At 64.0% G+C, this 21,849-nt stretch carries 24 protein-coding genes and 2 pseudogenes; 15 read left to right on the top strand and 11 right to left on the bottom strand.

Going from position 1 to position 21,849, the window contains the following annotated elements; genetic code table 11:
* Positions 1–60: 60 nt before the first annotated feature.
* The gene (locus AC0V8S_RS03230) at positions 61–765 is read left to right on the top strand and encodes a pyrimidine 5'-nucleotidase (RefSeq protein WP_475436801.1); all 705 of its coding nucleotides are present in this window, start codon (positions 61–63) and stop codon (positions 763–765) included.
* Between the two features lie 111 nt (positions 766–876).
* On the opposite strand, the gene AC0V8S_RS03225 is transcribed toward AC0V8S_RS03230, so the two are convergent.
* Positions 877–1,722 (bottom strand): LOG family protein, encoded by an 846-nt coding sequence (locus tag AC0V8S_RS03225; protein WP_183464685.1) that lies wholly within the window; start codon positions 1,720–1,722, stop codon positions 877–879.
* Between the two features lie 224 nt (positions 1,723–1,946).
* Between AC0V8S_RS03225 and dapD the strand changes: the two genes are divergently transcribed.
* The 4 genes and pseudogenes from dapD to AC0V8S_RS03205 all read left to right on the top strand — a co-directional run bounded on the left by dapD (position 1,947) and on the right by AC0V8S_RS03205 (position 4,392).
* Positions 1,947–2,801, top strand: a complete 855-nt coding sequence (gene dapD / locus AC0V8S_RS03220) for a 2,3,4,5-tetrahydropyridine-2,6-dicarboxylate N-succinyltransferase (RefSeq protein WP_183464686.1) — start codon at positions 1,947–1,949, stop codon at positions 2,799–2,801.
* Positions 2,802–2,873: 72 nt separating this feature from the next.
* Positions 2,874–3,235, top strand: a pseudogene (locus AC0V8S_RS03215) (DUF805 domain-containing protein).
* Positions 3,228–3,605 carry a DUF805 domain-containing protein gene (locus AC0V8S_RS03210; protein WP_064990109.1) on the top strand — a complete coding sequence of 126 codons (378 nt, stop codon included), beginning with the start codon at positions 3,228–3,230 and terminating at the stop codon, positions 3,603–3,605. The pseudogene AC0V8S_RS03215 and the gene AC0V8S_RS03210 overlap by 8 nt, the downstream one beginning before the upstream one ends.
* 13 nt (positions 3,606–3,618) lie before the next feature.
* Positions 3,619–4,392 carry a hypothetical protein gene (locus tag AC0V8S_RS03205; RefSeq protein WP_475436800.1) on the top strand — a complete coding sequence of 258 codons (774 nt, stop codon included), beginning with the start codon at positions 3,619–3,621 and terminating at the stop codon, positions 4,390–4,392.
* Here AC0V8S_RS03205 and AC0V8S_RS03200 read toward each other — a convergent pair.
* Positions 4,295–5,365 (bottom strand): 2-dehydropantoate 2-reductase, encoded by a 1,071-nt coding sequence (locus tag AC0V8S_RS03200; protein WP_475436799.1) that lies wholly within the window; start codon positions 5,363–5,365, stop codon positions 4,295–4,297. The two genes, AC0V8S_RS03205 and AC0V8S_RS03200, sit on opposite strands and share 98 nt — an antisense overlap.
* A 125-nt stretch (positions 5,366–5,490) precedes the next feature.
* Between AC0V8S_RS03200 and dapE the strand changes: the two genes are divergently transcribed.
* Complete coding sequence (gene dapE / locus AC0V8S_RS03195; RefSeq protein ID WP_475436798.1) at positions 5,491–6,684, top strand: succinyl-diaminopimelate desuccinylase; 1,194 nt, start codon at positions 5,491–5,493, stop codon at positions 6,682–6,684.
* Between the two features lie 5 nt (positions 6,685–6,689).
* Positions 6,690–7,322, top strand: a complete 633-nt coding sequence (locus AC0V8S_RS03190; RefSeq protein WP_183464691.1) for a transporter — start codon at positions 6,690–6,692, stop codon at positions 7,320–7,322.
* Positions 7,323–7,380: 58 nt separating this feature from the next.
* On the opposite strand, the gene truA is transcribed toward AC0V8S_RS03190, so the two are convergent.
* The 4 genes and pseudogenes from truA to def form a co-directional block, all read right to left on the bottom strand.
* Positions 7,381–8,130, bottom strand: a complete 750-nt coding sequence (truA, locus tag AC0V8S_RS03185) for a tRNA pseudouridine(38-40) synthase TruA (protein WP_475436797.1) — start codon at positions 8,128–8,130, stop codon at positions 7,381–7,383.
* 24 nt (positions 8,131–8,154) lie between these two features.
* Positions 8,155–8,662: pseudogene (locus AC0V8S_RS03180) on the bottom strand (GNAT family N-acetyltransferase).
* Positions 8,659–9,612 carry a methionyl-tRNA formyltransferase gene (fmt, locus tag AC0V8S_RS03175; protein WP_183464694.1) on the bottom strand — a complete coding sequence of 318 codons (954 nt, stop codon included), beginning with the start codon at positions 9,610–9,612 and terminating at the stop codon, positions 8,659–8,661. The pseudogene AC0V8S_RS03180 and the gene fmt overlap by 4 nt, the downstream one beginning before the upstream one ends.
* Before the next feature lie 6 nt (positions 9,613–9,618).
* Positions 9,619–10,149: a peptide deformylase gene (gene def / locus AC0V8S_RS03170; RefSeq protein WP_183464695.1), complete on the bottom strand. Its 531-nt coding sequence runs from the start codon at positions 10,147–10,149 to the stop codon at positions 9,619–9,621.
* A 103-nt stretch (positions 10,150–10,252) separates the two neighbouring features.
* Here def and AC0V8S_RS03165 point away from each other — a divergent pair, with 103 nt between their 5' ends.
* The gene (locus tag AC0V8S_RS03165; RefSeq protein ID WP_183464696.1) at positions 10,253–11,524 is read left to right on the top strand and encodes a DNA recombination protein RmuC; all 1,272 of its coding nucleotides are present in this window, start codon (positions 10,253–10,255) and stop codon (positions 11,522–11,524) included.
* Positions 11,525–11,538: 14 nt separating this feature from the next.
* Here AC0V8S_RS03165 and AC0V8S_RS03160 read toward each other — a convergent pair whose 3' ends face one another.
* The 4 genes from AC0V8S_RS03160 to AC0V8S_RS03145 all read right to left on the bottom strand — a co-directional run bounded on the left by AC0V8S_RS03160 (position 11,539) and on the right by AC0V8S_RS03145 (position 14,790).
* Complete coding sequence (locus AC0V8S_RS03160; RefSeq protein ID WP_475436796.1) at positions 11,539–12,351, bottom strand: class I SAM-dependent methyltransferase; 813 nt, start codon at positions 12,349–12,351, stop codon at positions 11,539–11,541.
* Positions 12,352–12,432: 81 nt separating this feature from the next.
* Entirely contained in the window at positions 12,433–12,837 is a 405-nt protein-coding gene (locus AC0V8S_RS03155; protein WP_183464698.1) for a GFA family protein, read from the bottom strand.
* Between the two features lie 76 nt (positions 12,838–12,913).
* Positions 12,914–13,867, bottom strand: a complete 954-nt coding sequence (locus AC0V8S_RS03150; RefSeq protein WP_475436795.1) for a cation diffusion facilitator family transporter — start codon at positions 13,865–13,867, stop codon at positions 12,914–12,916.
* A 113-nt stretch (positions 13,868–13,980) separates the two neighbouring features.
* Positions 13,981–14,790: a transglutaminase-like domain-containing protein gene (locus tag AC0V8S_RS03145; protein ID WP_183464700.1), complete on the bottom strand. Its 810-nt coding sequence runs from the start codon at positions 14,788–14,790 to the stop codon at positions 13,981–13,983.
* 131 nt (positions 14,791–14,921) lie between these two features.
* On the opposite strand from AC0V8S_RS03145, the gene AC0V8S_RS03140 reads away from it, so the two are divergent.
* Positions 14,922–15,128 (top strand): hypothetical protein, encoded by a 207-nt coding sequence (locus AC0V8S_RS03140; protein ID WP_475438772.1) that lies wholly within the window; start codon positions 14,922–14,924, stop codon positions 15,126–15,128.
* A gap of 202 nt (positions 15,129–15,330) precedes the next feature.
* Positions 15,331–15,645, top strand: a complete 315-nt coding sequence (gene sugE / locus AC0V8S_RS03135; protein WP_027028310.1) for a quaternary ammonium compound efflux SMR transporter SugE — start codon at positions 15,331–15,333, stop codon at positions 15,643–15,645.
* Between the two features lie 97 nt (positions 15,646–15,742).
* Here the strand turns inward: sugE and AC0V8S_RS03130 are convergent, their stop codons facing one another.
* Positions 15,743–16,171, bottom strand: a complete 429-nt coding sequence (locus AC0V8S_RS03130; protein WP_027052925.1) for a DUF6481 family protein — start codon at positions 16,169–16,171, stop codon at positions 15,743–15,745.
* 219 nt (positions 16,172–16,390) lie between these two features.
* On the opposite strand from AC0V8S_RS03130, the gene AC0V8S_RS03125 reads away from it, so the two are divergent.
* The 5 genes from AC0V8S_RS03125 (at position 16,391) to AC0V8S_RS03105 (ending at position 21,496) form a co-directional block, all read left to right on the top strand.
* A complete protein-coding gene (locus tag AC0V8S_RS03125; protein WP_475436794.1) occupies positions 16,391–17,452 on the top strand; it encodes an LLM class flavin-dependent oxidoreductase in 1,062 nt (353 codons plus the stop codon).
* Positions 17,453–17,550: 98 nt separating this feature from the next.
* Positions 17,551–18,720, top strand: a complete 1,170-nt coding sequence (locus AC0V8S_RS03120; protein WP_183465104.1) for an AI-2E family transporter — start codon at positions 17,551–17,553, stop codon at positions 18,718–18,720.
* A 71-nt stretch (positions 18,721–18,791) separates the two neighbouring features.
* Positions 18,792–19,625, top strand: a complete 834-nt coding sequence (locus tag AC0V8S_RS03115) for an arylamine N-acetyltransferase family protein (RefSeq protein WP_475436793.1) — start codon at positions 18,792–18,794, stop codon at positions 19,623–19,625.
* Positions 19,622–20,623: an LLM class flavin-dependent oxidoreductase gene (locus AC0V8S_RS03110; protein WP_183464703.1), complete on the top strand. Its 1,002-nt coding sequence runs from the start codon at positions 19,622–19,624 to the stop codon at positions 20,621–20,623. The genes AC0V8S_RS03115 and AC0V8S_RS03110 overlap by 4 nt, the downstream gene beginning before the upstream one ends.
* Before the next feature lie 78 nt (positions 20,624–20,701).
* Complete coding sequence (locus AC0V8S_RS03105; protein ID WP_475436792.1) at positions 20,702–21,496, top strand: inositol monophosphatase family protein; 795 nt, start codon at positions 20,702–20,704, stop codon at positions 21,494–21,496.
* Positions 21,497–21,849 lie beyond the last annotated feature (353 nt).

Here is a 21,849-nt window from a genome sequence, read left to right as displayed (position 1 = left end):
CGCGTGAAAGTTGTGGATAAAGTCTCTTTCAGAATCCCCGTTTCATGCCATAAGGAGCGCATGACCACGCTGCCTGATCCCGCCCGCTTCGCCCATGTCACCGACTGGGTGTTCGACCTCGACAACACGCTCTATCCGCATCATTCGAATCTGTTCTCGCAGATCGACGTCAAGATGACCGCCTATGTCGGGGAATTGCTGGCGCTGCCTCGCGAGGAGGCGCGCAAGCTGCAGAAGGAGCTTTATCTCGAATATGGCACGACGCTGAACGGGCTGATGACGCGCCACGGCATCGATCCCGACGATTTCCTCGAGAAGGTGCATGACATCGACTATTCCTGGCTGGTGCCCGACCCCGTCCTCGGCACCGCCATCCGCCAGCTTCCCGGCCGCAAGTTCATCTTCACCAATGGTGACCGCAGGCACGCCGAGCGCACCGCGCGCCAGCTCGGCATCCTCGATCATTTCGACGACATCTTCGATATCGTCGCTGCCGGCCTCAATCCTAAGCCCGCGCGCCAGACCTACGAGAAGTTCGCCGCGCTGCACGCCGTCACCGGCCACAATGCGGTGATGTTCGAGGATCTCGCCCGCAACCTGGAGGTGCCGAAGGCGCTGGGCATGACCACCGTTCTGGTGGTGCCGCGCAATTTCGAGCCGACCTTTGCCGAGATCTGGGAGCGCGACCCCGCGCAGGAAGACGACGTCGACTTCGTCACCGACGATCTGGCGGGGTTTCTGACGGGGATAGTTGCCGGGGAGTAGGGAATTGACGAATTGAAGAACTGACGAATTGGGGAATTGATCCGAAACGCAGAGACCGCGATCCCCTCAATTCCTCAATTCCTCAATTCCTCAATTCCTCAGTTCCCCGCCCTACTCCCCTAATTTGTAGAACCGGCTGATAATCCCCCAGGCCTCATCAGCGGTGTCGACGAAATCGATGATGTCCTGGTCGCCGGGGCTGATCGTGCCTTGCTCGGCGAGGAAGTCGAGGTTGATCGCCCGCTTCCAGAACGACTTGCCGAACAGGATCACCGGCACGCGCTCCATGCGTCCGGTCTGGATCAGGGTCAGCGTCTCGAAGAACTCGTCCATTGTGCCGAAGCCACCGGGAAACACCGCCACCGCCTTGGCGCGCATGACGAAGTGCATCTTGCGGATGGCGAAATAGTGGAAGTTGAAACACAACTCCGGCGTCACATAGGCGTTCGGCGCCTGCTCGTGCGGCAGCACGATGTTGAGCCCGATCGACGGCGCGCCGACATCATCGGCGCCGCGATTTCCCGCTTCCATCACACCGGGGCCGCCGCCGGTCACCACGACATACTCGCGATAGTATGAGGCGGCCGACTGCCGCGAGCACAGCCGGGCGAATTTGCGCGCCTCCTCGTAATATTTGCTGTTTTCCTCGAGGTTCTTCCTCTGCGTCTCGTTCTTGGCCGCCCAGGCCTCGCCGCCGGGTTCCGGCAGGCGCGCGCCGCCAAACAGGATCACCGTCGAACGGATGCCGCGCTCCGCCAGGATCATCTCCGGCTTCAAGAGTTCGAGCTGCAGGCGCACCGCGCGCAATTCGCGCCGTGTCATGAAATCGGGATCGTTCCAGGCAAGCCGGTAGGTCTCGGCCCGCGTCTGCGGCGTGTCCGGCACGCTTTTCGACCGCTCCAGATCCTCGTCCGAATGTGGCAGCGGCGTCCACCCCGCCTTTTCCATAGGTGTCATCAAATTACCCGTCCAATTCCTTCACTTGCGCCGTCCCATGACGCACCCGCGATTGACCCTCACCAGGGCTTCACTTAAGCAGGTTCCGCAAAAGTGTCCTGCGGTTTTGCGACAGAACCTGCTCCAGGCAAAGACCTAGGCAGGCGAAGCATGCCCGGGGTCCGCGCGACTTTGGAAACAGGTTAAGGCGCAGCCCCTTAACAGCTTGGTAATGGAGCGAATTCATGTCGAAGCCCGATCTGGCGAGCCTCGAAAAGACCATCGAGAAGGCCTTCGAGGAGCGCGACACGATTTCGACCGCGACCCGTGGCGAAACGCGCGACGCCATCCAGTCGGCGCTCGACCTGCTCGATCGCGGCGCCGCCCGCGTCGCCGAGCGCCAGCCGGACGGCAAGTGGCACGTCAACCAGTGGCTGAAAAAGGCGGTGCTGCTCTCCTTCCGGCTCAACCCGATGGAGATCATCAAGGGCGGCCCGGGCGAGGCCGTCTGGTGGGACAAGGTGCCGTCGAAGTTCGATGGCTGGGGCGCCGTCGATTTCGAGAAGGCGGGTTTCCGCGCCGTGCCCTCGTCGATCGTACGCCGTTCCGCCTACGTCGCCCCGGGCGCCGTGCTGATGCCGTCCTTCGTCAATGTCGGCGCCTATGTCGATACCGGCACCATGGTCGACACCTGGGCTTCGGTCGGCTCCTGCGCCCAGATCGGCAAGAACGTTCACCTGTCGGGCGGTGTCGGCATCGGCGGCGTGCTGGAGCCGATGCAGGCCGGCCCGACCATCATCGAGGACAATTGCTTCATCGGCGCGCGCTCGGAAGTCGTCGAGGGCTGCATCGTGCGCGAAGGCTCGGTGCTCGGCATGGGCGTCTTCATCGGCCAGTCGACCAAGATCGTCGACCGCGCCACCGGTGAGGTGTTCTATGGCGAAGTGCCGCCAAATTCCGTTGTCGTCGCCGGCTCGATGCCCGGCAAGCTGTTTCCAAACAACGAGCCCGGCCCCAGCCTCTACTGCGCCGTCATCGTCAAGCGGGTCGATGCCAAGACCCGCTCGAAGACTTCGATCAACGAATTGCTGCGCGATTGATCTTTCCGCAAAGCGGGCGCACCTTCCGCCGGCGCGACAATCGGTCGCGCTGGTTCAACATGGAGGGGTGACATGGACTGGAAGTATCTGCTGACGAGTTTCGACGGTCGCATCAACCGCGCCAAATTCTGGGCTGGCATTGGCGTGTTCATCGTTATCGGTATCGTCGCCTTCATTCTCGACTCGATCCTTGGCACGCGTTTCACCACAAGCAGTGGCGCCCAGGTCGGCATCATCGGCATCCTCTTCGCGCTGGCATCGATCTATTTCCTGTTGCCCTCTATGCCAAACGCTGGCACGACCGCAACAAGTCGGGCTGGTGGACACTGATCGGCTTTGTCCCCATCATCGGTGGCATCTGGCTGCTGGTCGAACTCGGCATCCTCCAGGGCACCAGCGGTGCCAATCAATACGGACCGGACCCGCTTGCCTGACAGTTCAAATCTTACCTGGCTTTTCTTCAAGACATCGGGCCGCGTCAGCCGCGCGGCCTATTTTCTTGGTGGCTTGCTGGTCGCCATCATCCAGGCGTTCCCGCTGTATCGCTTCACGCTGGTGCCGGAAGGCTCAGCCGAGAGCAACATGTGGTCGTTCATCTTCTTCATCGCCTTCATTGCCTCGCTATGGTCGAACATCGTGCTGGCGGTGAAACGCCTGCACGACCTCGACAAGCCGGGCATCGCCGCGCTGATCCTGTTCGTGCCGGTCGTCTCGATCGTCGCCTTTCTTGTGTTGTGCCTGTTTCCAGGGCAGCCTGGGCCCAACCGCTATGGCCGGCGCACCAACGAACCGGCACAACCCTGAGGACCGATCGGACATGCGCTACCGCACGCTTGATCCGAAACTGATCATCGACACCGCCGAACGGCTCGAGGGCCGCGTCGCCGAGCGTTTTCCCGATGCCGGACTGCGCGGCGTCGCCGGCGAACTGGTGTCGCTGTCGCGCGACCTGGCCAAGGCGGCGAAAGGGCTCGAGGAACCGATCTGGTGGCTGCGCGGGCTCATCATCGCCGCCGTCCTCGCCGGCGCGTTGATCTTTCTGTTCGTCGGCACCATCCTGCCGCTCATTCACATCTCCCAGGCCGACGATGCGGTGCAGTCGGTGCAAGGCATCGAAGCCACGATCAACATGATCATCCTCGCCGTACTCGGCCTGCTGGCGCTGATCCGCACCGAGGAGCGCATCAAGCGCAAGCGGGTGTTTCGTCAGCTGCACGGCCTGCGTTCGCTGATCCATGTCATCGACATGCATCAGCTGACCAAGGATCCGGCGGCTCTTTCGGCCAATTTCAAGCCGACGGCGCATTCTCCCGCCCGCATCACCAATGCCGCCGATCTGGCGCGCTACCTCGACTATTGCTCCGAAATGCTGTCGATCACCGGCAAGATCGCCGCTCTGTTCGCGCAGTCGGTCAATGACGATGTCGTCATCGATGGTGTCAACGACATCGAGAACCTGGCGTCCAACCTGTCGCGCAAGATCTGGCAGAAGATCACGCTGATCGAGAGCCACCCGGCGGCGCAACCTGTTCGGGCGCCAGGCCCGGCGAGCCACGCTGCGCCGCTTCCGCCGCGCGCACCAAAGCGGTAACGCTTTTCAACAGCGGCGCCGGCGTACCCGTTCTCTGGGCGAGGCCGAGCACCGCCCCCTGCAGCTCGCCGATCTCCGTCGGCCGGCCGCGCTGCAAATCGTCCCACATCGACGAGCGTGCCTGAGGGTCGATCGCCAGCATGCGCCGCGCCAGCAATTTGAACAGCCAGTCCGGCAGCCGCAGCACCTTCGGCAGCAGCGCCGGCTGCAGGCCGGCGACACGAGCCGGCGCGATGCCGGAGGCCTTCATCGCCCGCAGCGCCTCGTCGATCTGGCCGGCCAGGATCAGCCGCCAGCGGCGGTCGGCGAGTTCGCTTGCCAGCGGCAGGCCCGACAGCGCCACCAGCGCGTTGTTGAGATTCATCAGAAGCTTGCCCCACAGCACAGCCTTCATGTCGCCATGCGTTTCGACCGCCAGTCCCCCAACATTAAGAAAACTGGCGACATCGAGAAGACTGGCGACATCGAGAAGGCCGGCAAGGCCGCCGTCCTCGATCATCACCTTGCCGTCGCTGGCGCGGTGGACGCGCAGCGGCAGTTCGTCATCCGGCGATTGTACGACATTGAACGGCACCATGCCGGCCAGCACGGTTCGCGGACCAAGTCCGGCGCGCAGCCTGTCGGCATTGTCGACGCCGTTCTGCAGGCTGACCACCACCGCATCGGGGCGGGCATGGGCGTTGATCAGCCCGGCCATCTCCTGCGTCGCGCCACTCTTGACGGTGACCAGGATCACGTCCGCTTCGGACAGGGCGGTGGCTGGATCCGTGGTGATCCCGAGTGCGTCGGGTTTGACCAGCCGATCGCGGCCCTCGAGGTCACTGACGCGCAATCCGCCCTGCCGCAGCGCGGCCTCGATGCGCGGCCGGGCCAGCAGGACAACCTGTCGCCCGGCAAGCGCCAGGCAGCCGCCGACATAACAGCCGATGCTGCCGGCACCGGCGATGACGATCCTTTTTTCCCCGCCTGCCATTTCTTACTCCGCACCGGCCGGACTATACGACATGCAAACCATAATGTCGGCGCCATCGTCTGCCATCGGGCTGGCCTCCATGTCTGGCCGTGACAGGCCTTCCGCTTTCGACTATCGCTTTTGCCATGACGCTGCCGACCGATCCCGCCGCAAACCTTGCCGCCCTTATCCGCTGCGCCTCGGTGACACCAGCCGAAGGCGGTGCGCTGAGTGCGCTGGAAACGATGCTGAAGCCGCTCGGCTTCCTGGTCGACCGGCCGGTGTTCTCCGAGGACGGCACGCCCGATATCGAGAACCTCTATGCGAGGCGGTCCGGCAACGGCCCGCATCTGATGTTCGCCGGCCACACCGATGTCGTGCCGGTCGGCGACGAAGCCGCCTGGACGCATCCGCCTTTCGCCGCCGAGATCGCCAATGGCGAGATGTATGGCCGTGGCGCGGTCGACATGAAGGGCGGCATTGCCTGTTTCATTGCGGCGATAGCGCGCCATGTCGAGAAGCATGGTGGTCCCAAGGGTTCGGTCTCGCTGCTGATCACCGGCGACGAGGAAGGGCCCGCCATCAACGGCACCGTCAAGCTGCTTGAATGGGCCGCCTCCAGGGGCGAGAAATGGGATGCCTCGATCGTAGGCGAGCCGACCAATCCTGATGCGCTCGGCGACATGATCAAGATCGGCCGGCGCGGCTCGCTGTCCGGTTCAATCACCGTCAATGGCCGTCAGGGCCATGCCGCCTATCCGCAGCTTGCCGACAATCCGGTGCGCGGGCTGATGAGCCTGGTCGACGCCTTGCTGCATCCCGTCTTCGACAAGGGAACCAGGGATTTCCAGCCGACCAATCTGGAGGTCACCTCCATCGATGTCGGCAACCCGGCCACCAACGTCATTCCGGCCAAGGCCACCGCGATCTTCAACATCCGCTTCAACGACACCTGGACGGCCGAAACCGTCCAAGCCGAAATCCACAACCGCCTCGACCAGGCGGCCAGGCGCAAGAAGTATCGGCCGGGCAAGAAGACGCCGGTCGACTACGACCTCGTCTGGCGCGACCGGCCAAGCCATGTCTTCCTGACCCGCGACGACAAGTTGGTCGACACGCTTGCCGGCTCGATCAAGGCGACGGTCGGCAAGAAACCGGCGCTGTCTACGTCCGGCGGCACATCGGATGCGCGATTCATCAAGGATTACTGCCCGGTGGTCGAGTTCGGCCTGGTCGGCAAGACCATGCATATGGTCGACGAGCGCGTCGCCCTTGCCGATCTCGAAACGCTGACGCGGATCTATCAACGCTTCATCGAAGACTGGTTCGGGCAGGGCTGAGCAGCATGCTTTCGGCGGATGAAACCCAAGCTTCGCTGACAGGTGCCTGGCGGCTGATGCTCGGCAAGGCCGACGGATTGCGCCTGCTCGACCTGTCGGCGGACGGCTTCTGGAATTCCTTCTTCGCCATCGTCGTTGCCGCGCCGGCGCTGATCGTCGGCTGGGTCGGCATCGCCAACGAGATCGGCGATCCCAACGCTTTTGTGGGCCGTTTCGGCATGCTGTTGCGCCTGGCAACGGTCGATATCGGCTCCTGGGTGCTGCCGCTGGTCGTGTTCGCCGTGGTCGCGCCGCGCGCCGGCATCGGCGGCCGCTTCGTCCACTATGTCGTCGCCAGCAACTGGGCCTCCGCCATCACCGCCTGGCTGATGCTGCCCTCGGCGCTGATCAGACTGTTCCTGTCGTCCGCGAGCCAGATATCGAGCCTTGTGTCGCTGCTCTTGTTTGCCCTGTCGATGGCGCTGACCTGGCGCATGACCAACGCCACGATCGGCAAGGGCGCGGCGATCGGAACCGCCGTTTTCGTCGGCATGTTCATCGCTTCGCTGCTGGTGCTGTTTGGACTGCAGATGCTGCTTGGCATCTCCGTGCCGGACGATGTCGGGGCTCAGAGCCTTTCCGGACCGTTCCCGGGGTAGAGCCTGCCGAGCTCGGGATAGAGCCTACCGGCTCTATCCCGCATAGAGCCTGCGCCTCTTATTCGGGATAATAGACGCCAATGAGAAAAAGCCCGTCGGGCGGCGCCACCTGGCCGCAGGCGGCGCGGTCGCGCGCCTCGAGAGCGGCCTTGAGGTCGGCCTCGGTCCAGCCGCCATCGCCGACCCGCTTGAGCGAGCCGACCATGGAGCGCACCTGGTTGTGCAGGAAGGAACGGGCCGAGGCCCTTACTTCGATCATGTCGCCCGCCCGGCTCACATCGAGCCGCTCCAGTGTGCGGATCGGGCTGTTGGCCTGGCACTGCGTCGAGCGGAAGGTTGTGAAATCATGCCGGCCAAGCAGGATTTTAGCCGCCTCGTGCATGGCGCCGGCATCGAGTCGCTTCGGCACCCACCACACCTTGCCCTTTTCCAGCGCCGCTGGCGCGCGCCGGTTGAGGATGCGGTAGAGATAGTGGCGGCCTGTGGCCGAGAATCGCGCGTCGAAATCGTCTGGGACGATCGCCGCCTTCAGGATGGCGACATGCGCGCCGGCTGCCTGCAGATGGGCGTTGATGGCATCGCGCACCTTGTCGCCAGGCCATGGCTTGGTGAGGTCGACATGCGCCACCTGGGCGGTCGCATGCACGCCGGCATCGGTGCGGCCGGCGGCGCGCAGCCGCACCGCCTCACCGCTGAATTTTTCGATCGCCTGCTCGATCGCCTGCTGCACCGAAGGCTGGTCGGCCTGGTGCTGCCAGCCGGCAAACAGGCTGCCGTCATATTCGATGTCGAGGCGAAAACGCGGCATGCCCGGGCGGCTATACGCTCTCGCCTAAGCGGCGAGAGCAGTGAAGGCTGAGGCGTAGACCAGCCGGCCGGCTTCGGGAGCATCGCCCCAGGCCAGCGCCTGCAGCGCTTCGCCCTGGTACTCGCTCTCGAACTTTTCAGCGCGAGCATGGCTATAGCCGAAACGGCCGTAATAGGCCGGGTCGCCCAGCACCACGGCCAGCGTCTCGCCAGCATCCCTAAGGCGGATATGCGCCTCGCGGATCAGCGCCCCGCCAATGCCGCTGCCATGGAACGAAGGCTCCACCGCCAGCGGCGCCAGCGCCACGGCCGCAGAGCTCTTGCCGCCACTCTGGACGAACAGCCGCGAAAACAGGATGTGGCCGACAACCTGGCCGTCTTCTTCGGCCACCAGTTCGACGACGGCGTCGCCGCCGGTCACCAGCGCGTCGACCAGCCCGGCCTCCGCCTGCTGGCCGAAAGCGTGTTCCTCGACGAGGCGAATGGCCTCGCGATCCCGGCGGCGTCGCCGCGCGTATCGACATCATGCTCATGAGAACTTCATTCCTTTTACGATCTTGGCTCCGCGCAGGAATTCCGACGCGGCGGCGGGCTTTCCGCCCGCACGTTGAACTTCGACCAGTCTGATCGCGCCTGCCCCGCAGGCGACCGTCAGCCGGTCATCGAGAATTCCTCCCGACTCGCCCAAATCATCCGAAAGCGACAGGCCTTCGGACAGCGTCGAGCGAAGCAGTTTCAGCCGTTCCATGCGGCCGCCAATGTCAATTTCGGACCAGGCGCCGGGAAAGGGCGACAGGCCACGAAGGTGGTTATGGACCTCGGCCGCGGGCCGCGTCCAATCCACATGCGTCTCGGATTTATCGATTTTTCTGGCGTAAGTCACCCCTTCCGCCGCTTGCGCGGTAAATGTCAGGGTGTTCTCTTCCAGCCGCGCCAGCGCGTCCACCATCAGGGCTGCACCGACGCTCATCAACCGATCATGCAGATCGCCGGCTGTCATATCGGGGTCTATGGCGCATTTTTCAAGCAATCCCACCGGTCCGGTGTCCAGCCCCTCTTCCATGCGCATCACCATCATGCCGCTTTCCAGGTCTCCCGCCATGATGGCGCGCTGGATGGGGGCGGCACCGCGCCAGCGCGGCAAAAGCGACGCATGGCCGTTGATGCAGCCAAGCCGGGGTGCGTCGAGAACCGCCTTCGGCAGCAGCAAACCATAGGCGACGACCACGGCGATGTCGGCCTGCAGGGCGCTGAACGCGGCCTGCTCGGCCTCGCCCTTCAGGGATGTCGGCGTCCGCACCTCGATGCCCAGCCGCTCGGCCTCGCGCTGCACCGGCGACGGCGTCAATTCCAACCCGCGCCGGCCGGCCGCGCGCGGCGGCCGGGTGTAGACGGCGGAAATCTGATGTCCGGCCTCGGCAAGCGCGCGCAACGTCGGCACCGAAAACTCCGGCGTGCCCATGAAGATGACGCGAAGGGGCATTTTCCCCTATCCCACCAGCTTGCCCGGCGCCTTGTCCTTGGCGAGCTTCTTGAACTTCTTCACCACCATGTCGCGCTTCAGCTTCGAGATGTGGTCGATGAACAGCACGCCGTTGAGATGGTCGATCTCATGCTGCAGGCAGGTCGCCATCAGGCCTTCGGCCTCCATCTCCTGCAGCTTGCCGTCGCGGTCGAGATACTTCACCCGCACCGAAGCCGGGCGTTCGACCTCGGCGTAGTAGTCTGGGATCGACAGGCAGCCTTCCTCGTAGACGGAGCGCGCCTCGGCGCTTTCCAGGATCTCCGGGTTGATGAAGACGTGCGGCGCCGGCGTCTCGTCTTCCTTGGCGAGGTCGATCACCAGCATGCGCAGCGGCTCGCCGACCTGGATCGCCGCCAGCCCGATGCCGGGCGCGTCATACATGGTCGCCAGCATGTCGTCGGCCAGTTTGCGCAAAGGCGCGTCGACGCGCTCCACCGGCTTGGAAACCTGGCGCAGGATGGGATCGGGGAGGATGATGAGCGGCTTGATCGGCATGGCGTCCCACGTAAGACCTCCAGCGAAAAGCGTCAACCGGGGCATCTCAGCCGTGTTCTTGTTTTGATCTGTGCCAGCGACCCGAATCGGCTATGCTGTCCACATGAATGATCTGAGCACCATCCTTTCGCAGCCCGTCGCACGGCTTGGCGCCACCACGATCACGCTCGGCCACGCGCTGGCTTTCGGCGCCTTGCTGTTTCTCGGCCTGTTCGTGGCGCTGGTCATCGCGCTGTGGCGGTCGGCCAAGGCGCGCGCGGTCGCTGCCGCGGAAGCCGCCGACCATGCCCGCGATGCCGAGGCGCGGATGGCCGGCATCTTGCAAAGCCAGGCCGAAATGCAGGGCCGCATGGGCGCCATCGCCGAAGTGTTCGGCGCGCGCCAGGCGGAGCTGACGCAGTCGATCGGCCAGCGGCTTGACGCCATGACCGGCCGGCTCGGCCAGACCATGACCGAGCAGACCAAATCCACGCATGAGAGCCTGGCCAAACTGCAGGAGCGGCTGGCGATCATCGATGTCGCGCAAGGCAACATCCAGTCGCTCGCCGGCCAGGTCGTGCAGTTGCAGGCGATCCTCTCCAACAAGCAGACGCGCGGCGCTTTCGGCCAGTCGCGCATGGAGGCGATTGTCGCCGACGGCCTGCCCATGGGCGCATACGAATTCCAGGCGACCCTGTCGAATGGCAGCCGGCCCGATTGCCTGGTCAAGATGCCGAACGGCGCGCCGTCGCTGGCCATCGATGCCAAATTTCCATTGGAGGCATGGAATGCCATCCGCGCCGCCGATGGCGCCGACCTGCAGAAGGTCGCCTCGCAGGCCTTCCGCCGCGACATCGAGATCCATGTCCGCGATATCTCCGAAAAATACCTGATCCAGGGCGAGACGCAGGACACCGCCTTCATGTTCGTGCCGTCGGAATCGGTGTTCGCCGAGATCCACGAGAATTTCGAGGCGATCGTTCACAAGGCGCACCGCGCCCGCGTCGTCATCGTTTCGCCGTCGCTGCTGATGCTGTCGATCCAGGTCATCCAGGCGATCCTCAAGGATGCCCGCATGCGCGAACAGGCGCATCTGATCCAGGGCGAAGTCATCCGGCTGATGGAGGATGTGCAACGTGTCGACGAGCGCGTGCGCAAGCTGCAGGTCCATTTCGGCCAGTCGGCCAAGGACATCGACGATATCCTCGTCTCGACATCGAAGGTGACCAAGCGCGGCCAGAAGATCGAGGCGCTGGAGTTCGGAGTGCAGCCCGATGGCGATGCCAGCCCGGACGCGCCGTCGCGGGCACCTGCCGCAAAAATCGAGCCCGGCCCCCGCGTTGCCGATTCGAAGACCGGACAGCTCAGGCTGCGCGTCGTCGAAGGCGACGACTGAACGGATAATTTTGCCTACGCCACAGCCACGATGACGTGCGCCTGAATTTTGGCGGCAACCGCGCCGCTGCCATGCCTGGCCGCAATCGCGGATGCGGCACAATCCGTTGCGGCGTCGAGTTTCCCGGGGTCCCTGGCCTCGATTTCGGTGCGAAGCACCGTTCCCTGGCAGTAAGCGACGGCCGGAATGCGCGGCGAGGGCGCACGGCTTTGTTCGGCTCTGGTCTCGATCGCCACACCGGAGAAGCCGGCCTCTTCCAGCTCGCTGCGGATCAGTGTCGTATCGTGGTAGCCATGCGGCGTGCGGGCCAGAAAGCGCGGCGGATCGTTCGGAAAGAGCCTTGCCAGCGCATTGGTCACATCATCGGCAAAGACATTCTCCTCGATGTGGTCCCAGACGTTGAACACGAAATGTCCGCCGGGCTTCAGCACCCGCCTGGCCTCGCGGTAGGCGGATGGGCGGTTGGGAAAGAACATCGCGCCGAACTGGCAGCAAACGAGATCGAAGGTCGCGTCTTCGAACGGCAGCGCCATGGCATCGGCCTGGCGCCATTGGATGCGACTGTCGGGAGCCTGTCGCGAAGCGGCGTAGTCGAGCATCGGCTGGTTGAGGTCGGTCACGACATAGCTTGCATCGGGGGATAGTTTTGGCGCCATGGCACGGGTGACGACCCCGGTGCCCGCGGCGACTTCCAGCACGGCATTGGGCGTGAAGGACGCTGCTCGTTGCGCAAGGTCAGCGGCGAACGGCTCGAAAATCAACGGCACCATATAGCGGTCGTAATTTTCCGGGATCGAGCCGGCAAACAACTTGTCCGTTTCCAACATCGCTATCACCCGCCCTTTGATGGTGAGCGAGGCTAGCACATAATTGGTAGTCTAGGCCCGCTTTCGACCGAGTGGCAGGTGCTACTGCTCTTCCACGACGCTTATGCCACCGAATTCCGGAAGCCAGTGCAGCGCCGACCGGTGCCATTTCTGTTGTGTCGGCACCAGATCCTCGCGTTGGCGTGCGGTGCCTACCCTGATCCCATAGACCTTCGGGCCGTCGCCGACAGACGTGGCGTAAAGATGCGAACCGCACTCGCCGCAAAAGGCCTGGGCGCGCTTGGCGCCGCTCGATCCGGTCTTGATATAGATTTTTGGCGTGCCCCTGGTAATCCGGTAATGATCCTCGGGCGCGGGAACGGTGACGCGAAAGGCCGTGCCGGTCAGCTGCTGGCAGTCCGTGCAGTGGCAGATCGAGGTCTTTTCCGGGTCGACCTCCGCCTCGTAGGTGATGGCGCCGCAATGGCACCCGCCGTCGATTTTCATGGTTGCTCCTCCCAAATCCGTCGCCTGATCTTAGCAAGGCAATGCGACGGGGCAACGGCGCTGCGCTGGTCCAGGACTAGTTCGATGCCGCCTCGATCAGCTTGCGCCGCTGCTCCCAGGTGCCCGTGGTCTGCGGCTTGACGAACAGCCGCGTGATCTCCGGCATCTCCTTCTTCAGCCGTGCCTCCAGGCGCTCGACACAGGCCTCGATCTCCGGCGCCGTCAGATGGTCCTCGAATTCGATGCTGAGCCCAGCAACGATCTCTTGCGGTCCCATGTGGACGGTCAGGACGCCGTTCGCCCGTTGCACCGCCGGATCCTGCTGGGCGATCGCCAGCACTTTTCTCTGCACCTCGGGCGAGGCCGGTTCGCCGATGAGCAGGCCCTTGCTTTCACGGGCGAGGAAGATCGCCGTCGCGGCGAGGATGAGCGCGATGCCGATCGAGGCGGCACCGTCGAGCTCCGGCATCTCCAGCATCTCTGCCGCCAATATGCCGGCAAAGGCGACGATCAGGCCGAGAAGGGCTGCACTGTCCTCGAACAGCACCGTATAGACGCTCGGGTCCTTGCTCGATTGCAGGGCCTGCAGCCAGCCCTGCTTGCCCTTCTGCCGACGAAACTCCTTCAGTGCCACCATCCAGGAGCTGCCTTCGAACAGGAAGGACAGGGCGAGAACGATATAGTTCACCTTGACGTTGGCGACCGGCTCCGGCGCCATGATATGGACGATGCCTTCGTAGAGCGAGACGCCGGCGCCGAGCGCGAAGACGAGAAGTGCGACGATGAAGCTCCAGAAATAGAGTTCGCGACCATGGCCAAGCGGATGCGTGCGGTCGGCGGGCCGCGCGGCACGGTGCATGCCGTAGAGCAGCAGGCCGCCATTGCCGGTATCGACCAGCGAGTGCACGCCTTCCGACACCATCGCCGAACTGCCGGTGAAGAAGGCGGCGGCGAATTTGGTCAGCGCGATCGCCAGATTGCCGGCGAGCGCCGCATAGATGACCGTCTTGGAGCCGCCATGCCCGGCCATGCAGTGTTGTCCCCTTCAGGCATACAGTTGTAACGGCCCAGCCGCCGAAGCTCCACAGCCATCACAACGCGCCAATCGCCGGGTCGTTCAAAGTCTTCGAAGGGGCCGGAACGCTATTCGACGATCTCGTCGGTCCACACCTTGAAGCCGGCGAGTGTTCCTGGGCCGAAAATATGCGTCAGCGGCACATCCGCCGCGTCGCGCCCGGAGGCGATCAGGATGCGGCCGATGCGCGGTGCATTGTTGCGCGGGTCGAAGACATGCCAGCGGCCGCCGAGATAGACTTCCATCCAGGCGGCGAAATCCATGCTCGACCACGGCTTAGGCATGCCGATATCGCTGATGTAGCCGGTGCAGTAGCGTGTCGGGATGTTGAGCGCCCGGCAGAAGGTGACGGCGAGATGCGCGAAGTCGCGGCACACGCCACTCTGCTCGCGATAGGCTTCCGCCGCGGTGCGCGTCGGCCGTGCGTTGCCGTAGTTGAAGACGATGTGGTTGTGGACGAAATCGCACACCGCCTGCACGCGCGGGATGCCGAGTGGCGTATGGCCGAACAGCCGCCACGCTTCGTTGGCCAAAAGGTCGCTCTCGCAAAACCGGCTGGGCAGCAGGAACAGCAGCGTTTCCGCCGGCAGGTCGCGCACGTCGTGCTGCCAGGCCATCAGCTCGCCCATCTCGAAGGTACCGGGCGCGCGGATCACCGCATCGGTGCCGAAGCTGAACCGCCCGGGCGGCGCGACGAAGCGGTTGCACCAATTGCCGAAACTGTCGCGGTAGCTCTCGATCGGCACCGGCGGATTCGAGGTCAAAAAATCCGGGCGCTCAAGATCGGAGGCGCGGGAATAGTGGACATTGAGCATCGCGATGAGCGGCGTTTCCTGCGGGAAGTCGAAACTCATCTCGCAGCCGATGTGGATCCGCATTGTTGTCCTGACCGGCCTGCCCAGCGATCACCCGGCGAAGGCGCGGGTCGATGCTGCAGTGCGAAGATGAGAATGGCACGGACCGCCGTGGTTTACGAGTAAATTAGAAATTGGTTGAAAGCAGCCGGCCGATGGCTGCGACGGGCGCTGCCCCCTTGCAGCGAAGCCTTTCTCTTGTTTCACTTCGCTTCCCGCAATTGGAGGAACGAATCATGGCTAAAGGTGCGATGAAGGCTGGCAAGGAAGCCCGCAAGCCGAAGAAGGATGCCAAGAAGCCGGCGCCCGCCCCCGCCCTGAAGGCGCCGCCGGTCAAGGCGATGCGCATCAAGGAAAAATAGGCCTCGGCAAGTCAGGCGCGGCAAAATCCCGCCGGCGGCATCAGATGATGCCGCCGGGTTGATCGGGCATTTGGACAACCTATATCAACGGCGCGGGGACGACCCCGCGCCTCCCCGAAAATTCGGTCGGGACGACCCGCCATTATAATCAGCATCTGAGGATCGGCTTCCGCCCGGCCCGATGCTGGATGGAGCGTTCCCGATGTCATGGATTCTTCTGTTTTTCGCCGGCCTGTTCGAAATCGGCTGGGCGATCGGCCTCAAATACACTGACGGGTTCACCAGGCTGGTTCCGACCGTGCTCACGGTCGCGTCGATGATCGTCAGCCTCACACTACTCGGCCTGGCTTTGAAGGCGCTTCCCGTCGGCACTGCCTATGCGGTGTGGACCGGCATCGGCACCGTCGGCACGGCGCTGCTCGGCATCTGGCTGCTCGGCGAACCCGCAACCGCGATCCGGCTCGCCTGCATCGCGCTGATTGTCTGCGGCATCATGGGGCTGAAATTCGCAGCCTGAATGCATGTCGCCCAAAGGCGCTGCCTTCGCACAAACACCTTCAGGGCCGCTGCGAGGCGACCCTGATTCAATATTCGAACTGGCTGCGCCGAAGCTGCTAGCGGGCGGAGAAGCCTGGGGGCGTTCTGCCGGTGCGCTGCTTGCGCGCCGCATAGCGTGCGTCGCGTTTCGCCTTGCGTTCGGCTTCGTCGGCCAGCAAGCGAGCAATACGCTCGGTCTCTTCGGCTTCCTTGATCTTCGCTTCAGCCTGTGCTGCCTCTTCGGCCGCAATGCGGGCCGCTTCAGCCGCTGCCTCGCGCTCGGCCTTCTCGACCGCCTCGCGTGCCAGCTTTTCCTGCTTCAGCCTTGCCTTCTCGGCTTCGCGGATTTCGCGGGCCTCGAGGATTGCCTTGCGTTCGGCCTGTCGCGCCAGCACCGCAGGATCATCTGCCGCCGGCTTTGACTTGAAGCGCTCCAGAAGCGCCTTCTTTGCCTCGTTCGCGGCATTGCGCCGCTCGAAAATGTCTTTTTCCCTGTAGATAGCCAAGTCCACTTCCCTGAAGTCAATTCGCGAGGCTTACATACGCGCGAATGCCGAGAGTTCAAGCGCCAAAACGGTATGCCAGCCATGAAATTCCGTGATGTTGCAGCCGGGAGACGCCTTTCCACCCAAACCGACATGCACTGTTCACCGTCCACGCCTCTGGCGGCAAGGCAGGTCGTTCGCTACGTCTAGCGGCAAAACCCAACACCAGGATGACATGACATGGAACTCGGTCTCTACACTTTTGCCGACGTCAGCCCGCAGCCAGGCCCCGGCGCCATCGGCCCGCACGAGCGCCTGCGCAACCTGATCGAGGAGGTTGAACTGGCCGACCAGGTCGGTCTCGACGTCTTTGGTCTGGGCGAACATCACCGGCCCGATTATGCCGCCTCAGCACCGGTCGTGGCGCTGGCCGCGGCCGCCGAGCGCTCGAAACGCATCAAGCTGACCAGTGCGGTCACAGTATTGTCCTCCGACGATCCGGTGCGCGTCTTCCAGCAGTTCGCCACGCTCGATCTTCTCTCGGGTGGCCGTGCCGAGATCATGGCCGGGCGCGGTTCGTTCATCGAATCCTTCCCGCTGTTCGGCTACAATCTCGAGGACTATGACGAGCTCTTCGCCGAAAAGCTGGACCTGCTGCTTGCCATCCGCGATCAGGTGAAGGTGACCTGGTCCGGCAATCTGCGTGCGCCGATCAACGATCGCGGCGTCTATCCCCGGCCCTTCCAGGACAGGTTGCCGGTCTGGATCGCCATTGGCGGCACGCCGCAATCTGCCGCCCGTGCCGGCGCGCTCGGCCTGCCGCTGGCGCTTGCCATCATCGGCGGCGAGCCGGCGCGCTTCGCGCCGCTGTTCGACCTCTATCGCGAAGCCGCCAAACGCGCCGGCAGTGACCCGGCGGGTCTTGCCACCAGCATCAACGTGCATGGCTTCATTGCCGACACCACCGAGCAGGCCGCCAACGACTTCTACGGTCCGCAGGCCGAGGTGATGAACCGCATCGGCCGTGAGCGTGGCTGGGGCCCGACATCGCGGGCGCATTTCGACCAGTCGCGTGGTCCCAATGGCGCCCTGTTCGTCGGCAGTCCGGAGCAGGTGGCCGAGAAGATCGTCGCCCAGCACAGGATCTTCAACAATGACCGCTTCCTGCTGCAGATGGCGATCGGCACCATGCCGCACGCCAAGATCATGAAGGCGATCGAACTCTACGGCACAAGGGTGGCGCCGATCGTGCGCAAGGAGACGGCGAAGTCCGTGCCTGCGGTGGCAGCGCCGGTTGCATAAGCCACCACTGGCCTTGCCGGCCAAAGGAACCTTGCGGTTGTGCCGGCGTTTTTCCTCTGCGGACTGCGCCAATTGCGGCGCACCGCCGAGGGTCCATGATGAAAGCCGAACCCGCCGCTACCGGCGCAGGCGTTGCCGAAAGCCCGGATCCGCGCGTCGAGGCCCGCGCGGATACCCATCTGATGCGCTCGCTGCTGGTCGGCATCTTCATCTTCATGACCGTCTATGCGCTCTACTTCGGCCGCGCCTTCTTCATGCCGGTCATCCTGGCTTTCCTGCTGGCGCTGACATTGACGCCGATCGTGCGGCTGCTGCGCAAGCGCGGTATTCCCGAAGTGGTTTCGGCAACGCTCCTGGTGCTGCTGTCCATCTGCGTCTTCGCCAGCGCCGGCTATTTGCTCAGCGGTCCTGTCATCGATCTCCTCAACAACACCTCCTCGATCGGCCAGCAACTCACCGAGCGGCTGGCGCAATTGCGGCGTCCGCTGGAAAGGATCATGCAGATCTCGCATCAGGTCGAACAGATGACCGAGACCTCGCAGGAGCCGGGCATCCAGAAAGTCGCGGTCTCCCAGTCCGGTATCCTGTCGGCGGCCGCCAGCAACATTCTTTCGGCGGGCACGAGCCTCACCATCATCTTCGTGCTGTCACTGTTCTTGCTCTCCTCGGGCACGATGTTCTACGAGAAGATCATCCAGTCCTTCACCAGCCTCAGCGAAAAGAAGCGGGCGCTGCGCGTCGTCTATGACGTCGAGCGCGAAATCTCGCACTATCTGCTCACCGTCACCATCATCAATGCCGGTCTCGGCACCGTCATCGGCCTCGGCCTGTGGGCGCTCGGCATGCCCAATCCGCTGGTTTGGGGTGTCGCCGCGGCACTCCTCAACTTCCTGCCCTATGTCGGCGCGCTGCTGACCATCGTGCTGGTCGCGGTGATGGCTCTGATCAGCTTCGACACCATTTCCTATGCGCTGCTGGCGCCGGCCTTCGTGCTGTTGTGCGATGTCGTCGAAGGCCAGTTCGTGACACCTATGGTGGTCGGCAGGCGCCTGGAGATCAACGCCGTGGCGATCTTCATCGCCATCGCCTTCTGGTCGTGGCTGTGGGGCTTCGTGGGCGCGCTGATGGCGGTGCCGCTGCTGGTCGTCATCAAGGTGTTCTGCGATCATTTCGAGGGGCTCGGCCATGTCGGCAATTTCCTCGCCGCGCAACAAACCGCCGTGGTGGAGGACGAACCCGTCGAGGAGAACAACAAGGCCGCCGCGTAGCCAACTCGCTGTGTTTGCGGCGCCCGGACCGAATGCCTATATCCGGCCGGACAATGGCCGGTGCCCTCCCGATGAACGACGTTTTCTTCGACCTCGACGCCTATCTAGCTCGCATCGGTTACGCCGGTCCGCTTGACGCATCGCTGGATACGCTGAAGGCGCTGCATTTCCTGCATCCGCAGGCAATTCCGTTCGAGAATATCGATCCGTTTCTTGGCCATCCGGTCCGGCTCGACCTTGCCGCGCTGCAGGACAAGATCGTCCTTGGTGGGCGCGGCGGTTATTGCTTCGAGCACAATCTCCTCTTCATGCACGCGCTGAAGGCGCTTGGGTTCGAGGTCGGCGGCCTGGCCGCGCGCGTGCTCTGGGGCCAGAGCGAGGACGCCATCACCGCGCGAAGCCACATGCTTTTGCGCATCGAGCTCGATGGCAAGACCTATATCGCCGATGTCGGCTTCGGCGGCCTGACCCTGACGGCGCCGCTGCTGCTCGAACCGGGCCGCGAACAGGCGACACCGCACGAGCCATTCCGCATCGTCGAGGCCGACGATCATTTCCGCCTCCAGGCCGCCATCGGCGGCGACTGGCGCTCGCTTTACCGCTTCGATCTGCAGCCGCAATATGAGGTCGACTATTCCGTCACCAGCTACTTCCTGTCGACCAACCCGACATCGCATTTCCTCAGCACTGTCATAGCGGCGCGCGCCGCAACGGACCGGCGTTACGCGCTGCGCGGCAACCGCCTGTCGATCCATCACCTTGGCGGCCGCACCGAGCAGACAGAGATAGCCACCGCCGCCGAACTCGCCGACACGCTGCAAGGCCGGCTCGGCATCATCATTCCCGACCGCGGGGCTTTCGAGGCCAGGGTGCGTGAGAAGAACATCGTGGAGACCAACGCATGACCGAACTGTCCGTTCTCGACCTGTCGCCGATCGTGGAAGGCAGCAATGCCTCGCAGTCGCTGGCCAACTCGCTCGATCTCGCCCGCCATGCCGAGCGGTTGGGCTACAAGCGCTACTGGCTGGCCGAGCATCACAACATGCCGGGCATCGCCAGCGCCGCCACATCCGTGGTCATCGCCCATGTCGCCGGCGGCACCAAAACCATCCGCGTCGGCGCCGGCGGCATCATGCTGCCCAACCATGCGCCGCTGGTTATCGCCGAGCAGTTCGGCACGCTGGCCGCCCTGTTTCCGGGCCGCATCGATCTCGGCCTCGGCCGCGCTCCCGGCACCGACATGAACACCGCGCGCGCCTTGCGCCGCAACCTCGAGGCTGGCGTCGACAATTTTCCGCAGGATGTTGTCGAGCTGATGGGCTATTTCCTCCCCGCGGAGGAAGGCCAGCGCTTGCGCGCCGTGCCGGGCGAGGGCCAGAATGTGCCGGTCTGGATCCTCGGCTCCAGCCTCTATGGCGCCCAACTCGCCGCCATGCTCGGCCTGCCCTACGCCTTCGCCTCGCATTTCGCGCCCGCCGAGCTCGATCATGCGCTGGACATCTACCGTTCGCGCTTCCAGCCGTCGGAACAGCTCGACAGGCCGCATGTCATGCTCGGCCTCAATGTCTTTGCCGCGCCCACCGATGCCGAGGCACGGCTGCTGTTCACCTCGCTGCAGCAGGCTTTCGTCAATCTGCGCACCGGCCGGCCAGGACGCTTGCCGCCGCCGGTTGAGAACTATGACAGGGATCTCGACCCGATGGCCAAGACCATGCTCGGCCAGGCGCTGTCCTGCGCCGTCGTCGGCTCTCCCGAAACGGTTCGCCAGGGCATCGACGCCTTCGTGCGCCGCACCGGCGCCGACGAGCTGATGGTCACCGCGCAGATATTCGATCACGCGGCGCGGGTGCGGTCGTTCGAGATCCTTGCTGACGCGCACAAATCGCTGTCGCAGGCGGCCTGACATTTATCCGCCAGGTGCTTTTGCCGGCAGCGATGCTCTGCTAAGTGCGGCGCATCCTTTCGCAGAGCGAGCCTTCCCGTGACCCATGATCTTGACGCCCGCACGCAGTTTGCCATCGATCTGGCGCGGCGGGCCGGCGAACTCGGGCTCGAATATTTCCGCGACCTAGAAAGCCTGACCATCGAGAGCAAGGGCCATCAGGACCTGGTCTCGCAAGCCGACCGCGAGGTCGAGCTGTTCATCCGCGCGGCCATCGCCAAGGACTATCCGCAGGACGGCATCGTCGGCGAGGAACATGCTTCGGTCGCCAGCTCGACCGGCCATGTCTGGGTCATCGATCCCATCGACGGCACCGCCAATTTCGTGCGCGGCATCCCGGCCTGGTGCGTGGTGATCGCTTGCGCCAGGGACGGGGAGACGGTGGTCGGGGTCATCCACGAACCGTCGACCGGCGAAACCTTCCACGGCAGGCGCGGCGGCGGCGCCTTCATCAACGGCAGGCCGATCAAGGCAAGCGCAGCGACCAGCCTGGAGGAAGGCTCGGTGGGGACGGGATTCTCGAACCGGGCCGAGGCGGAAAATATCGCCGTGCTGATCAAGAAAATCCTCGCCGAAGGCGGCGTCTTCTTCCGCAACGCCTCCGGCGCCCTGATGCTGGCCTATGTGGCCTCGGGCCGGCTGCTTGGCTATGTCGAAGAACACATGAACGCCTGGGACTGCCTGGCCGGCATGCTGCTGATCGAGGAGGCCGGCGGCACGGTCCTGAAAGCAGATCCCAAGACGGTGCTGCAGAGCGGAACACAGGTCATCACAGGCGGCAAGGGCGTCTTTCCGAAGCTGCAGGCGCTATGTTCCGGGGTGTTCGCGGATTAGGTTTTCCGTCGCAGGGACAGCTTGGTGCATGCATTGTCTTATGGTGCGCTGGTCGACCCCCACTCCGTCTCGGCTTCGCCGAGCCACCTGCCGGGGCGAGCCACGGGTCTCGCCCGTCCTTCGGACCCCCCGATCGACGGGGTAGAGGAAAGGCGCCAAGCTTTTTGCCGTCAACGCTCGTCCAGAAACGCTCCCTTCCTTTCCCTCCGGAGGGGGGAAGGTGGCGCTGCGAAGCAGCGACGGATTGGGGGAACCACGTGGCAATCAAGCCTCGTGGGCCGATCAGTCACGCCAATCACAGAAGATCTGTGCATCCCGCAGCCCCTCCGGAGGGAGAGGAAAGGACCTTGCCG

This window comes from Mesorhizobium oxytropidicola, from assembly GCF_056174625.1.
The sequence above is the reverse complement of the archived record's forward strand: the minus strand, read 5'-3'. Positions and strand labels throughout refer to the sequence as shown.